This is a genomic window from Marinobacterium sp. xm-a-152, from assembly GCF_013282965.1.
Classification (GTDB): domain Bacteria; phylum Pseudomonadota; class Gammaproteobacteria; order Pseudomonadales; family Balneatricaceae; genus Marinobacterium_E.
This window is the reverse complement of sequence record NZ_WBYI01000002.1, coordinates 190,589-204,488: the sequence shown is the minus strand read 5'-3', so window position 1 is coordinate 204,488 and position 13,900 is coordinate 190,589. Positions and strand designations below refer to the sequence as shown.

The window sequence follows — 13,900 nt, the reverse complement described above, 5'->3', positions numbered from 1 at the left end:
TGTATCGCTACACCCCGGGTTTCAACAGAAACTGAGTTTCCTATTACTTACGTGAAGTGACGAACTCTGGGTAGGCTTCCATACCACATTCAGAGATATCGACACCTTCGTACTCTTCCTCTTCAGTCACTCGGATGCCCATCACAGCTTTGATGATGCCCCAAACCACTAGGCTGACAACGAATACCCATACGAAGATTGTTAGGGCGCCGATGATCTGGCCAGAGAAAGTAGAACCGTCGTTAGTTACTGGTACCAGTAGTAGACCAAGAAGACCTACAACACCGTGTACAGAGATCGCACCGACAGGATCGTCAATTTTTAGTTTATCCAGCGTTAGGATAGAGAAGACAACCAGAACACCACCGATCGCACCGAAGATGTGAGCTTGTAGTGCAGAAGGGGTTGAAGGCTCTGCTGTGATCGCTACTAGACCTGCTAGTGCACCGTTAAGTGCCATTGTAAGGTCCGCTTTGCCGAACAGTAGACGCGCTGTGATTAGTGCTGCTACTACACCGCCAGCCGCAGCTGCGTTAGTGTTCATGAAGACAACGGCAACTGCGTTTGAGTTCTCAACGTCAGACGTTGCTAGAACCGAACCACCGTTGAAGCCGAACCAACCCATCCAAAGGATGAATGTGCCCAGTGTTGCCATTGGTAGGTTAGCACCAGGGATCGCATTGATCTCACCGTTCTTACCGTATTTGCCTTTACGTGCGCCAAGCATTAGGACACCTGCTAGTGCTGCTGCAGCACCTGCCATGTGGACGATACCTGAACCCGCGAAGTCAGAGAAACCAAGATCACCTAGAGTGTACATGCCGAATACAGCGTTGCCGCCCCAAGTCCAAGAACCTTCCATTGGGTAGATGAAGCCTGTCATCACAACCGCGAACGCTAGGAACGCCCATAGTTTCATACGTTCAGCCACTGCACCCGATACGATAGACATTGCTGTTGCAACGAATACCACCTGGAAGAAGAAGTCAGCTGATGGCGCGTAGGTCCACTCATCGGCAACACCGTCACCCGTGATGCTAGATAGGAAGTAGTCACCGCCGTACATGATCGCGTAACCGCAAACGAAGTACATGATGCAAGAGATCGCGAATAGCGCGATGTTCTTAGTTAGAATTTCAGTGGTGTTCTTAGAACGAACAAGACCTGCTTCTAGCATTGAGAAGCCTGCCGCCATCCACATAACCAGCGCACCACACACCAAGAAGTAGAAGGTATCGAGTGCGTACTTCAGCTGGGTAACATCACCAGCTGTTGTATTCAAAAGTTCTTCCATTGTTATGCCCTCCAATAAGGCCAAAAATCAAAACGTTATAGAGCTTCGTCGCCGGTCTCACCGGTACGGATGCGAACAACTTGTTCAAGCGCTGAAACAAAAATCTTACCGTCGCCAATTTTGCCGGTTTGCGCAGCATTGGTGATCGCTTCGATAACCTGATCTACGATCTCATCAGAGACAGCAGCGTCTAGGCGAACTTTAGGTAGGAAGTCCACAACATACTCTGCACCACGGTAGAGTTCGGTGTGGCCTTTTTGACGGCCAAAGCCTTTAACTTCAGTCACGGTGATACCTTGTACACCGATCTCTGATAGCGCTTCGCGCACGTCGTCAAGCTTGAATGGCTTAATTACGGCTGACACTAGTTTCATCAGATTTCTCCTTAATGTGAAAAGGGAGGATTAATTTTTTCCTGTGAACTCTATTTGCGAAACTTGTGCCAACTTTTAAAAATAACTTATAAAACATTGACTTATAAATTTTTCATGGGTCTCTTTACCGTTTTATCAACCTTTATAGTGCACGCCAGTATGCACCACAAAAGTGCATGCACTACTTTGGTGCGCCATATTGAGGCTAAAATAGTGATCATAGACGCTTGTCTTAAAAGGGTTCTGGTATAGTGCATCTATTGAGACGCATATCGATGTTAAAGGGGGCTGAGATGCTTGATCCTAAGATGTTTGAAAACCTAAGTCAGACGATGACCCAATTCCTTCAGGGTAACTCATCACTTCCAGGTCAGGAGGCGATGCAGCAGCAAATTAAAACTGTACTTCAATCAAGTTTTGCTAAACTGGATTTAGTCACTCGGGAGGAGTTTGACGCTCAGGCCGCTGTACTTCAGCGAACTCGAGAAAAATTAGAGCAGTTGGAAGCGATGGTTGCTGAGTTGGAGTCAAAAGAGTCCTAAAGCAACGCTAGGCCAACTGCAGGACCCAAGGATGGCGTCATGGCATTGGCAACTCTTTATAGCCGAGCTCAGCTCGGTATCGAGGCACCTCGCGTTCGCGTTGAAGTGCACCTTTCAGGAGGCTTACCCTCCTTTGCAATTGTGGGTATGGCAGAGACCGCGGTGCGTGAAAGCCGCGAGCGTGTGCGCAGTGCACTGTTAAACGCCGGCTTTGAATACCCGCAACGACGAATCACCGTTAACTTATCACCGGCCGATCTCCCCAAAGAGGGCGGACGCTATGACCTAGCCATTGCGCTTGGCATTCTGTTGGCATCCAATCAGCTTAAAACAACTCACCTGCAGCAGGCAGAGCTCTACTCAGAATTGGGCTTGGACGGCAAACTGCACCCTATTAGAGGCCTATTTCCGGCCGCCTATGCCTGTGCTGAAGCGGATTCACTGATTGTTATTGCCCCCGATAATAGCCAAGAAGCCTCTCTCGCGGGTGCTAAGCAACAACTTTCAGCTAAGACGCTGTACGATCTATGTCAGGCGTTGAGTGCTGAAAAGCTACCTGAAATAGACCCTCAACCCCCAGTTCATTATCCGCCGAGTTACCCCGTAGATCTTTCAGAAGTTCGGGGACAACCGATGGCCCGTCGTGCCTTGGAAGTGGCCGCCAGTGGAATGCATAACCTGCTTTTGAGCGGTCCTCCGGGCAGTGGTAAAAGTATGTTGGCCCAAGCACTGCCATCGATCCTACCGCCACTTTCGCAATCCAGTTGTATCGAAACGGCCAGTATCTATTCGGTCTCGGGTTTGCCGGTCGAGCGATTGTTTCGGGGTGAACGACCCTACAGAGCACCGCACCACAGTGCATCATCACGGGCGATGGTGGGGGGTGGATCTTCCCCTAGGCCGGGTGAGATCTCACTGGCGCATCAAGGGGTTCTATTTCTGGATGAGCTGCCAGAATTTCCCCGTTCTGTTCTGGAAGTTCTGCGAGAGCCGCTTGAAACCGGTGAGGTCAGTATTTCTAGAGTGGCGGGCACGCTGACCTACCCTGCGCGTTTCTCTTTGATGGCGGCGATGAATCCTTGCCCCTGCGGTTACTACGCTGATGGGACTGAGCGATGTCAGTGTTCTCAGGCTCTAATCGATCGATATCAGGGTCGAGTCTCTGGCCCATTGTTGGATCGATTTGATATGCGTCTGGCTTTGAGTGCGGTGCCCACAGAGGAGCTATTACTGGGCGAATCGCATGAGGAGTGCTCTGACGCAGTTCGTAAGCGAGTTAGTCAGTGTCAGCAGCGACAGTATGATCGGCAGGGCAAGCTCAACTCTGAGCTAACAGGCAGTGAAGTCCAAAAAGAGCTGAATGCTTCAGAGTCATTATCAAAAGAGTTTATGGTGATAGCGACACGCTTACAGCTCTCCGCTAGGGCTTGCCATAGAGCACTTCGCGTGGCTCGCACACTGGCGGATATGAATGCAGATCAGGCGATCGAAAACAGCCACATTATGGAGGCGCTCAGCTATCGACAGCTTTAACTGATGAGCAGATCTTGGGCTTGCTGATGTCAGGGTGTACACTGTGCGCCCTAATATCGAGTCTGCTCATCAAACATGTCACGCCTTAACCCCCGTCAGAAAGAAGCCGTCGAATACATCAGTGGTCCACTGCTGGTATTGGCTGGCGCTGGCTCAGGTAAAACCAGTGTCATCACGCGAAAAATCGCTTATCTCATTGAAGAGTGCGGCATTGAGGCGCGCCACATTGCGGCGGTTACCTTTACCAACAAAGCCTCGCGTGAGATGAAAGAGCGAGTCATGTCGCTGGTGGAGGGTAAAGCGGCACGCGGTTTGATTGTCTCAACCTTCCACAATCTTGGTCTAACCATCTTGCGCCGTGAGCATAAAGCGCTCGGAATGAAGCCAGGCTTTTCGTTGTTTGATGACCAAGACAGTCGCATCTTAATTCGAGATCTTCTAGTCCATCACGATGAGGACACGGATAAGATCAATGTCGTTCAGAGCCAAATCTCCTCTTGGAAGAATGAGATGATCACGCCTCAACAGGCTCTGGAGACTGTCTCAGAGCCGATCGACATTCTCTGCGCCAGAGCCTATGAGGCATATGAGCGCCACCTTCGTGCCTATAACGCGGTCGATTTTGATGATCTTATTTTGGTGCCTGTGCGGCTGTTTGATCAAAAGCCAGAGGTGTTAGAGCGTTGGCAAAACCGCATTCGCTACTTGTTAGTCGATGAGTACCAAGACACCAACTTGTCACAGTACCGTCTAGTTCGACAGCTGGTGGGGCATCGTACAGGTTTAACCGTCGTAGGTGATGATGATCAGTCGATCTACGCATGGCGTGGTGCTCGTCCAGAGAATCTGGCCCAACTGCAGCACGACTTTCCAAGTTTAAAACTAGTAAAGCTAGAGCAGAACTATCGCTCTACAAGCCGCATACTCAAGGCGGCTAACACCTTGATTGCGAACAACCCCCACGTGTTTGATAAGACGCTGTGGAGCGAAATGGGCATGGGTGATCCGCTGCGTCTGATACACCTACCCAGTGAAGATGCGGAGTGTGAGCGCATCGCGACCGAGATTCTGGAACGACACCTGCGAGAGCGCGCACCCTTTAAAGATTTTGCTGTGCTCTATCGTGGCAATCACCAAGCCAGGTTGCTCGAGATTAAAATGCAGAACTTTAAGGTGCCTTATAAGCTCAGCGGCGGCACCTCGTTCTTTGCTCGCGCCGAGATCAAAGATTTGATGGCTTACTTCAAAGTGTTGATCAATCGCGACGACGATAACGCCTTCCTTCGTATCATCAACTTGCCGCGTCGAGAGATCGGACCTACCACACTGCAGCAGCTCGGGGAGTATGCAACCGAGCGACATATCAGCATGTTTGCAGCGGTCGATGAGTTGGGTATCGAGCAGGTTATGAAGCCCAACGCGCTGGCTCGGCTGCGTGCCTTTACTGAGATGATAGAGCGTTTGCACTCACTCTGTTTGGGGTCGGATCCCATTGGGGCGATTCGTGAACTGATCGCCGAAATTGGCTACGAAGAGTGGATTACCGCTAACGCCTCAAGCGATATTATCGCGGAAAAGCGTATTCAGAATGTCTGGTTCCTAGTCGACTCCCTTCGTGCCTCCTTGGAGCGTATCCAAGAAGATGATCCAGATGCGGGCATTGAAGAGGCGATTGCGCGACTTGTGCTGCTCGACTTGCTAGAACGCCAAGAGGAGGAGGATGACTCCGATCGTGTTCAGTTAATGACGCTACACGCCTCTAAGGGATTGGAGTTCCCCCATGTCTACCTAATGGGTATGGAAGAGGATCTGTTACCGCACCGAAATAGCATCGAGTCGGACACCATCGAAGAGGAACGTCGTCTCGCCTATGTGGGCATCACCCGAGCGCAGCGCACGTTAGCGATGACGTTAGCGAAGAAGCGTAAACAGTTTGGGGAGTGGCAGAGTTGTGAACCGAGTCGATTCCTAGACGAACTGCCCGATGAGGATATTGAGCGTGAAGGGCATGGCGAAGTCGATCCAGAACGAAACCGAGTCAGAGGCAAACAGACCTTGGCTGGATTAAAAAATCTATTGGATGATTTCTGATAGTACACACAAAAACAGCGCCTATAGGCGCTGTTTTTTATCGAGTATCGCTTATTGAGCGATCATGTACTCAATTGATGCTTTGATCTCATCATCAGTACAGTCAGAACATGTACCGCGGGGAGGCATTGCACCGATGCCATTAATTGCATTGCTAACCAAGGTGTCTAGACCTTTAGCATCTAGGCGTGCAGCCCATTCACCAGAGCCGATCTTAGGAGCGCCTAATACACCTGCACCATGACAAGAATTACATGAAACCGCGACGATATCCGCTGCAGTTCGGGCACCACCCGCTGGTGCTGCAGAAGCTGAACCACAGCTTTCATCACCTTGTAGACACACTTTGCCTACTGGCATTAGACGTTCTGCGATGACATCTTCAGAAGTAACGGCTTGCGCTGATAGAGCTACAAACGTTAGACCTAGAGTACATAGTGCTGTTGAAGCCTTAGAAATGATTGCTTTCATTGGCTGCTCCTCTCTGTATTGAAGTCGGCTCTACTTGCTACCTTGTGGGTAACCTAGACCGAAGGCTAAAAATTCTGCGCGCATTATAACGATTATTAGTTTTATTCGAAATAACGCTATCTTTGGTTCTTATCGTTTAAAGATGTAAGGGGTTGGTATAACTAGCATATAGGGGCAACTTGTGACTGTTTTAGTGCTTTATCGAGGATCAGAGATGATCGGTGGGATTGGCTTTAGACTAAAAGATGAGAAGATTAAAGGTGAAAGGATAAGAGAGCCGAAGCTCTCTTATCCTTATCCTTAGGGACGCACGACTTAGGGTTTAACGGTTGTGAAACCGAGTGTTTCCCAATCCTGCATACCACCGCGGTACCACTTGATCTTGTCAGCTGGGTAACCGAAATCAAGCAGCGCTTTGATGTTGGTTGGCGATTGGCCACACCACATACCGTTACAGTACATCACTAGAGTTTTAGCCTTACCGTACTTCCATAGGCCATCAAACTCTTCACCACCGAAATCTTCCACGATGATCTCGCCGATAGAGATAGGGTCTGCCCCTTTACGAGTCGACAGCTTAGTCCATGGAATGTTTACTGCTCCAGGAATCATGCCGCGAGCAGCCCAGTCTGGGGTGCGTGAGTCGATGATAAGGATTGAGTCATCACCTGCAGAGACCGCTTCCATATAGCCGACCATCTCTACTTCACCAATGGTCTCAACACCGGGTGCCAGTACGATTGGCTGAATACAGAATGGCGGACAAGGGCGTGATGTCATTGCGAAAGAAGGGTTCACGGTGTTTTTAGTATCTTGGTTACGCATGACGGTTACTTTTTCACCCTTATGCATGACCTCAGCCGACATTAGGCTGCCAGTGATACCCACAGGCTTGGTTGCTGCAGCCGACTCTGTTTTAGTTGCTGCAGAGTTACAGCCAGCCAGTGTGAGAGCGGCCAGTGACGCGATTAGAATTTTTTTCATTGTATCTTCCTTATTTTTAGGCAAAAAAAAGCGCAGTCGTTAATAACTACGCTTTTTTGTTCAACTAGGTATAAAACCCCAATTAAGGCTTAACAGTTGTTAGGCCAAGGTTTTCCCAGTTCTGCATACCACCACGGTACCACTTGATTTTGTGCGCTGGGTAGCCGAAGTCTAGAAGTGCTTTGATGTTAGTTGGCGACTGGCCACACCACATACCGTTACAGTACATTACTAGAGTTTTAGCGTTACCGAACTTCCAAAGACCGTCGAACTCTTCAGCACCGAATGTGTCAGTGAAGATCTCACCAATAGAGATTGGGTCAGCACCTTTACGAGTTGATAGTGCTGTCCATGGTAGGTTGATCGCACCAGGGATCATGCCACGCGCAGCCCAGTCTGGAGTACGTGAGTCGATGATTAGGATAGAGTCGTCACCTGCAGACGCTTTCTCCATGTAGCCAATCATCTCTACTTCACCAATGGTTTCGACACCAGGTGCAAGTTTCATTGGTTGGATACAGAAAGGAGGACAAGGACGTGAAGTCAATGCGAATGATGGGTTTACAGTGTTCTGGTTGTCAGCGTTACGCTCAACAGTCACTTTGCTGCCGTTGTGCATGACTTCAATCGACAATAGGTCGCCAGTGATGCCGACTGGTTTGTCGTCCGAGTGAGAGCCAGCCATTGAAAGACTCGCCATACCTGTAGCAACTACGCCAACTAGGCCCATTACAAGAGATTTACGGATCATGTTTGATTCCTCAGTGATGTTTCTTTTTTAATAATTATTGAGTGTTGAAATTAATCACACTCTGGTTCTGGCTCACCCTCTGGTACACAAAGTGAACCGTCATCGCAGTAGATAGACTTTGCTTCGCCCTCATCAGCTGCATGAGCTGGTGATACAAATGCGAAAGCCATCATCAACGATGTAAGGATTGCGGCTAGAAATTTAAGATTCATGATGTTCTCCATTTTTAGAAGTATCAGAATTAACTTTGCAGTCAATTTCTGACTTCTCCCATAACAATAGATTGATATTTATCAATTTTCAAAGTTTACGGCCTGAAAACGTATATTGATTAGTAATTAACGTAAATTGTTAAGAGATATCAGTTATTTTCGACGTTGGTCGCACAAGGGAAGTTGTTTAGCATCATCTGAGTGATTGCCTCAGTTCCACTGTCGGGAATTTGGCGGTTCTGCCAATAGTCTAAATAGGTTGAATAGATAACGGCATCCGCATCGGGACGCATAGGAATCACAAAACAGCTACTGGAATCTGTGCTGTGCTTCAGTGCATCGGTCACGCCTAACACATACCCCTGAACGACCATCGACTCCTGTGATAAAGCTTCGTAAATATCACTTCCCGATATAAAGGTGTAGTTATCTGTATCGGCTAATACCGGTGCTGTTACAGACAGGGCCAAGAGCAAAGCGGTTATGTTTGTCATTTTTTCACTTATGAATCTGCGGTCTAAGTTGGTGAAGCCTGGTTCGATCGATACAATAGACGATCAATTAATCAGGATTACTCTAAGCCATGTTCAACGGTTCAGCAAAGCGACTCAATAAATTTATCAGTGAGAGTGGTATCTGCTCTCGACGAGAAGCCGATCGCTTTATTGAACAGGGTAATGTCTTTATCAATGGCAAACGGGCTCAGATTGGAGACCAAGTACACCCTGGAGATCAGGTTCGCGTCAATGGTCAGATGATCGACCCACCAGAGCCCGATGACTTCGTCTTTATAGCCCTAAATAAACCTGTAGGGATTGAATCCACCACAGAGAGCTCTCGCCCCAACAATATCGTTGATTTCGTTAATCACGGTGTGCGTATCTTCCCAATCGGCCGTCTAGATAAAGACTCTCAGGGTCTGATTTTTATGACCAATAATGGCGATTTGGTTAACAAAGTCCTGCGCGCGGGTAACAACCACGAGAAAGAGTATGTCGTCACGGTTAATAAACCGATCACTCCGGCGTTCATAGAAGGGATGGCGGGCGGAGTCCCCATTCTTGGCACAATGACCAAAAAGTGCCCCGTGAAAAAGTTAGATACTCGTGTGTTCAACATTACGCTTGTTCAAGGGCTTAACCGACAGATTCGCCGTATGTGTGAACATTTTGGCTATGAGGTCGTAAAGCTAGAGCGTACCCGCATTATGAACGTCGACCTGAAGGGCCTAGCGCTTGGCGATTGGCGAGATCTGACACAAAAAGAGTTAACAACACTGTTAAAATCAGTAGAGCACTCCTCGTCAGAGGCGAAGCCCGGAACACGTAAGTCACGCAGCCCGAACAGATCAAAGCCCTCTCAATCCACACACAAGAAAGGGCATGCAAATCGTAATAGCCACGGAGAGGGTAAAAAACCCAATTCCAACGGACCAAAACGAAATGCTGCAGGCAAACCGATCGTGCGTAAACCAACAACCAAGCATCCTGATCGAGGAGCAAAACGCGGTGGCGCGGCTAAAAGCGGAAAGTCTTCCAGTGGGTCTGGCGGTCGTGCCAGAAAGCGATAACCGATTAGACGGATATCTCCAATAAGCTATTCTAAATTCGCACTGCATAAAGAAGCACTATTAGCTGCTTCTCCTCAATTTTTTGTAACTCCAATCTCATAATAAATTTTTAAGCTTGGTTTTATCTTGCTCAAGGCAAGATCTCATTCAAGTTGAGAAATTTGAATAAACCTTTGGAGTATTCAATGAAAAAAGAGATCAGGGTTTGGGATCCATTAGTCCGTGTTTTTCACTGGGCGCTCGTGTTGAGCTTTGCGATCGCTTGGATAAGTGCAGACGAATTTGACACTCTACATTTCTGGGCCGGTTATACCATTGCCGCTTTAGTAGCTTTCCGTATTGTGTGGGGTTTTATTGGCACCCGCCACGCACGCTTCAGCGATTTTGTTTACCGTATAAATACGATTAAAAGCTATCTGATTGATCTGGCTGCTTTGCGTCCTAAACACTATGTGGGGCATAACCCGGCAGGTGGATTAATGGTGATTGTCCTGCTTCTCTCTCTTGGATTACTCACTTTTACAGGCATGGCTTCTGTAGCGCCAGATGGCATAGGACCGCTTGCTGGCACTTGGGTAGAGTCGATTTCAGGGTACTGGATGGAAGACGTTCATGAGGCCGTTGCTAATCTAGTTCTAGCCTTCGTGTTGTTCCATATATCAGGTGTCTTAATCAGCAGTTTAGTCCATGGGGAAAACCTAGTTCGAGCGATGATCAACGGGAAAAAAGAGATCGAGGAGAAGGGCGATGAGAATTAATAAATTTGCTATCGCACTGATAGGTTCACTCTTTGTAGTGGCTGCAAATGCAACGCCAGTGAGTGATCGCATGGTGGCAGCCTTCGAGGCGGCTAGTGGTAAAAGTGCTAATGCAGACGCAGGTAAAGCGTTGTGGAACCGAGACTTTAACGGTAAGAGCTGTACAACCTGTCATGGGTCTGATGTGAAACTGGTAGGCCAGCATGCAAAAACCAAAAAGGCGATTGATCCTCTAGCGCCAAGCGTAAATCCGGAGCGACTTACGCAGGATCATAAGATTAATAAGTGGTTCCTAAGGAACTGTAAATGGACGCTTGGCCGCGAGTGCACCCCAGCAGAGAAAGGAGACATCCTACTCTGGTTATCTAATCAATAAGAGCGAGATAGAAATATGAAACTTAGCATTAAAACGGTCCGTTGGATTTTGGGTACGACACTGCTTACTAGTGCTCTAGGGGTTGGAATGGTTGGTGTTGTTAATGTCGCCTTCGCTGATGAGGGCTGGAAAATCTTCGGTCAAGATGACGATGAGTACGGTGAGCGTCGAAATGGTGCTTTAAAACAGACAGATAATTCGCCAGCACGCCAGCTCTATATTGATGAGTGTGCAGACTGTCATATGGCCTATCCTACAGGATTTCTACCTGAGCGAAGTTGGCAGAAGATGATGGGTAATTTAGATAATCACTTTGGTGAAAATGCCGAGTTGGATCCTACATCACAACAAGCGATTACTCAGTATCTGGTTGATAATGCGGCTGAAAACAGTTCAAATCGAAGGGCACGTAAGTTTTTACGCAGCGTATCAGATAACGCTACACCACTGCGTATTACTGAGTTACGTTACTTTAAAAAGAAGCATGATGAGGTACCGGATCGTATGGTAACCGGTAATCCAGATGTTGGTAGTTTTAGCCAGTGTCAGGCTTGTCACGGGGATAGAGCAGAGCAGGGCTACTTTGATGACGACTCGGTCAATATTCCGAATCACGGCCGCTGGGATCATTAATCTCCTAGCACTTTCGTTGCCTTCTATTGCGGGAGATAACCTCTCACAGCGGGAGGCGAGGGAGTTGTTGGAGTCGGGTCATATCCTCTCACTTTCGGAACTACAGGACAGACACGCACAGACATTTATCGGCAAAATCTTAGATCTTGAGCTAGAACGCAAAGATGGCAAATTGATCTATGAATTTGAGGTTCTCGGTGGTGACGGTGAGGTGCGTGAGTATTACATCGACGCAGCTTCGGGTGAGCTTCTTCAAGAGAAATTGGAGGATTAATGATGCGCCTACTGCTCATTGAAGATGACACCGAACTCATCGATCAATTAAAACCCCAATTGCAAAAAGCGGGCTTTGCAGTGGAGGTGGCCCGAGATGGAGTAGATGGCGAGTTTCTTGCTCAAGAAGAGTCATTTGACGGCATTATTCTCGACCTGGGGTTGCCTAAACGCCCAGGAATTGAGGTGCTATCTAACCTGAGAGGTGCGGGTATTGATACCCCCATTGTGATTCTTACGGCTCGCGACTCCTGGCAAGAGAAGGTGGATGGTCTTAAGCATGGTGCAGATGACTACCTTACTAAGCCTTTCCATTTTGAAGAGCTCCAAGCGCGTATAGAAGCGGTGATGCGCCGTAATCAAGGGCGTGCAGATAACACTTTAGTCTGTCAGGGCGTTTCTTTAAACGTTGATACCCAACAGGCAATTGATGCGTTAGGGCAGAGTATTTCATTGACCGGCAAAGAGTTTCGATTGCTGCGTTATCTGATTACTCATGCAGGAAAAATCGTATCTAAGACAGAGCTGAGTGAACATGTCTATGAAGAGGAGATGCTCAAAGATAGCAACGTGATCGAGGTCTACATCAACCGTCTTCGCCAATATTTTGGGAAAGAGTTCATTGAGACCAAACGTGGCCAGGGATACATCGTTCAGTTGGATGTGAGCGAATAAGATGTTTAAGCAGGGATACTCAATTGAGGCGCATCTCCAGTCTCGCTTAACTAAACTTCTGCTGCTTCTTGCTGTTCTGCTGTTAGTGCCCTTACATCTTACTGTTCGCTCGTTTGTTGATGACATTATCGAACAACGCCTTGGTCATGATGCAGAGACGATTATCACCGCTTTGAGTTTGGATACAAACAGTCAGTGGCAACTGCAACAAGAGCGTATCTCCTCTATTTATCAACGCGTAGAGTCTGGCCACTATTTCAAACTTCAGTCCGAGCAGTTTCAGGCACTCTCTCGCTCTCTTTGGGATCGCGAGCTTAATGTATCGTCAGTTGCCCCTGGCATTGTTGATATTGCGGTGATTATTAATGATGACCAGCGCTGGATGATTCTTACTCAAGGATTTAAAAAATCAGATGTCAATTTTACGCTTGCGGTTGCTGAGGATGTAACGGAGCTCTATCACAATCAGTGGCTGCTAGAACTGCTGCTATTTCTAATCATGGTGGTTGTTTTTGGGGTGGTCGTTTGGCTACAAAGGCGAATGGTTAAATCAGGTTTTGCTAGCCTAGAGCCAGTTCGGCAAGCGATTGAGGCTGGTGACATCAGTTCATCGATTCAATTCCCGGATCAACTTCCTCGAGAGATAGCGCCTTTAGCCTCTGCGCTCAATCGATTATTGGCTCGCTCAGCTGCGCAAATAGAGAGATCACGCACAGGTTTAGGCAATCTAGCTCATGAGCTGAAGCGGCCTATTCAGAAGTTGCGCTGGCTCTCCTCTGAACTAGATTCAAATGAAAACTCTGCCAAGGCAATAGCTCTAAGTGAAGAGTTTCAGCATTTGATGGACCGCGAACTTCGACGAGCTCGTATTTCAGGAACACCAACGCCCGGCAAACTGTTTGCTCCTTACGCTGACTTGACCCCTATGGTTGAGCTCTTTAAACGAATTTACCCCAGTAAGGAGTTACACCTAAAACAACTGCCCCGATATGAACTCCCCTATGATCGAGATGATATGCTCGAGCTTATTGGCAATTTGCTAGATAACGCCCTAAGGTATGCGACTTCAAAAGCTGAGTTATCGATAACCTACTCACGTGAAAATCACCGTTGGATTCTTTTAATAGAGGATGATGGAACAGGGGTGTCGCAAGAGAATATGATTCGACTAACTCAACGAGGCGTTCGTTTAGACGAAGATTCTGCAGTGTCAGGTTCAGGCCTTGGTATCGCCATCAGTAAAGCGGTAGTAGAGAGCTATTCGGGTAATTTAAGCTTTAGTGACGGATTGCTTGGTGGGCTTGGCGTTAAAGTCGAATTACCCATTTAAACGGATTGGTTTTGCTTGGTGAAGGTAGAGATG

17 protein-coding genes are annotated in these 13,900 nt (G+C 47.9%); 10 read left to right on the top strand and 7 right to left on the bottom strand.

Annotation, left to right across the window (positions count from 1 at the left end; translation table 11 throughout):
- Positions 1-43: 43 nt before the first annotated feature.
- The gene (locus XMA152_RS02555) at positions 44-1,294 is read right to left on the bottom strand and encodes an ammonium transporter (protein ID WP_173481904.1); all 1,251 of its coding nucleotides are present in this window, start codon (positions 1,292-1,294) and stop codon (positions 44-46) included.
- 35 nt (positions 1,295-1,329) lie between these two features.
- On the bottom strand, positions 1,330-1,668 hold the full coding sequence (gene glnK / locus XMA152_RS02550) for a P-II family nitrogen regulator (protein ID WP_173481905.1): 339 nt from the start codon (positions 1,666-1,668) through the stop codon (positions 1,330-1,332).
- Positions 1,669-1,961: 293 nt separating this feature from the next.
- Here glnK and XMA152_RS02545 point away from each other — a divergent pair, with 293 nt between their 5' ends.
- The 3 genes from XMA152_RS02545 to rep all read left to right on the top strand — a co-directional run bounded on the left by XMA152_RS02545 (position 1,962) and on the right by rep (position 5,834).
- Positions 1,962-2,210: an accessory factor UbiK family protein gene (locus XMA152_RS02545; protein ID WP_173481906.1), complete on the top strand. Its 249-nt coding sequence runs from the start codon at positions 1,962-1,964 to the stop codon at positions 2,208-2,210.
- Positions 2,211-2,249: 39 nt separating this feature from the next.
- Positions 2,250-3,743: a YifB family Mg chelatase-like AAA ATPase gene (locus XMA152_RS02540; RefSeq protein ID WP_173481907.1), complete on the top strand. Its 1,494-nt coding sequence runs from the start codon at positions 2,250-2,252 to the stop codon at positions 3,741-3,743.
- 75 nt (positions 3,744-3,818) lie between these two features.
- Positions 3,819-5,834 (top strand): DNA helicase Rep, encoded by a 2,016-nt coding sequence (gene rep / locus XMA152_RS02535; RefSeq protein ID WP_173481908.1) that lies wholly within the window; start codon positions 3,819-3,821, stop codon positions 5,832-5,834.
- Positions 5,835-5,885: 51 nt separating this feature from the next.
- On the opposite strand, the gene XMA152_RS02530 is transcribed toward rep, so the two are convergent.
- The 5 genes from XMA152_RS02530 to XMA152_RS02510 all read right to left on the bottom strand — a co-directional run bounded on the left by XMA152_RS02530 (position 5,886) and on the right by XMA152_RS02510 (position 8,746).
- Positions 5,886-6,305 carry a cytochrome c5 family protein gene (locus XMA152_RS02530; protein ID WP_173481909.1) on the bottom strand — a complete coding sequence of 140 codons (420 nt, stop codon included), beginning with the start codon at positions 6,303-6,305 and terminating at the stop codon, positions 5,886-5,888.
- A gap of 315 nt (positions 6,306-6,620) precedes the next feature.
- Positions 6,621-7,289 carry a rhodanese-like domain-containing protein gene (locus XMA152_RS02525; RefSeq protein ID WP_173482616.1) on the bottom strand — a complete coding sequence of 223 codons (669 nt, stop codon included), beginning with the start codon at positions 7,287-7,289 and terminating at the stop codon, positions 6,621-6,623.
- 82 nt (positions 7,290-7,371) lie between these two features.
- Positions 7,372-8,040, bottom strand: a complete 669-nt coding sequence (locus XMA152_RS02520; RefSeq protein WP_217362111.1) for a rhodanese-like domain-containing protein — start codon at positions 8,038-8,040, stop codon at positions 7,372-7,374.
- A gap of 50 nt (positions 8,041-8,090) precedes the next feature.
- A complete protein-coding gene (locus tag XMA152_RS02515) occupies positions 8,091-8,252 on the bottom strand; it encodes a hypothetical protein (protein WP_173481911.1) in 162 nt (53 codons plus the stop codon).
- Positions 8,253-8,401: 149 nt separating this feature from the next.
- Entirely contained in the window at positions 8,402-8,746 is a 345-nt protein-coding gene (locus XMA152_RS02510) for a hypothetical protein (protein WP_173481912.1), read from the bottom strand.
- 89 nt (positions 8,747-8,835) lie between these two features.
- On the opposite strand from XMA152_RS02510, the gene rluF reads away from it, so the two are divergent.
- The 7 genes from rluF (at position 8,836) to XMA152_RS02475 (ending at position 13,867) form a co-directional block, all read left to right on the top strand.
- Complete coding sequence (rluF, locus tag XMA152_RS02505) at positions 8,836-9,822, top strand: 23S rRNA pseudouridine(2604) synthase RluF (RefSeq protein ID WP_173482615.1); 987 nt, start codon at positions 8,836-8,838, stop codon at positions 9,820-9,822.
- A gap of 185 nt (positions 9,823-10,007) precedes the next feature.
- The gene (locus XMA152_RS02500; RefSeq protein WP_173481914.1) at positions 10,008-10,580 is read left to right on the top strand and encodes a cytochrome b/b6 domain-containing protein; all 573 of its coding nucleotides are present in this window, start codon (positions 10,008-10,010) and stop codon (positions 10,578-10,580) included.
- Entirely contained in the window at positions 10,570-10,956 is a 387-nt protein-coding gene (locus XMA152_RS02495) for a DUF1924 domain-containing protein (protein ID WP_173481915.1), read from the top strand. The genes XMA152_RS02500 and XMA152_RS02495 overlap by 11 nt, the downstream gene beginning before the upstream one ends.
- Before the next feature lie 15 nt (positions 10,957-10,971).
- Positions 10,972-11,589, top strand: coding sequence for a diheme cytochrome c (locus XMA152_RS02490; RefSeq protein WP_173481916.1), 618 nt, complete (start codon positions 10,972-10,974; stop codon positions 11,587-11,589).
- Between the two features lie 64 nt (positions 11,590-11,653).
- Entirely contained in the window at positions 11,654-11,863 is a 210-nt protein-coding gene (locus tag XMA152_RS02485) for a PepSY domain-containing protein (RefSeq protein WP_173481917.1), read from the top strand.
- 2 nt (positions 11,864-11,865) lie between these two features.
- Positions 11,866-12,537: a response regulator transcription factor gene (locus XMA152_RS02480; protein WP_173481961.1), complete on the top strand. Its 672-nt coding sequence runs from the start codon at positions 11,866-11,868 to the stop codon at positions 12,535-12,537.
- A gap of 1 nt (position 12,538) precedes the next feature.
- Positions 12,539-13,867: a sensor histidine kinase gene (locus XMA152_RS02475; protein WP_173482614.1), complete on the top strand. Its 1,329-nt coding sequence runs from the start codon at positions 12,539-12,541 to the stop codon at positions 13,865-13,867.
- The last annotated feature ends 33 nt before the right edge of the window (positions 13,868-13,900 follow it).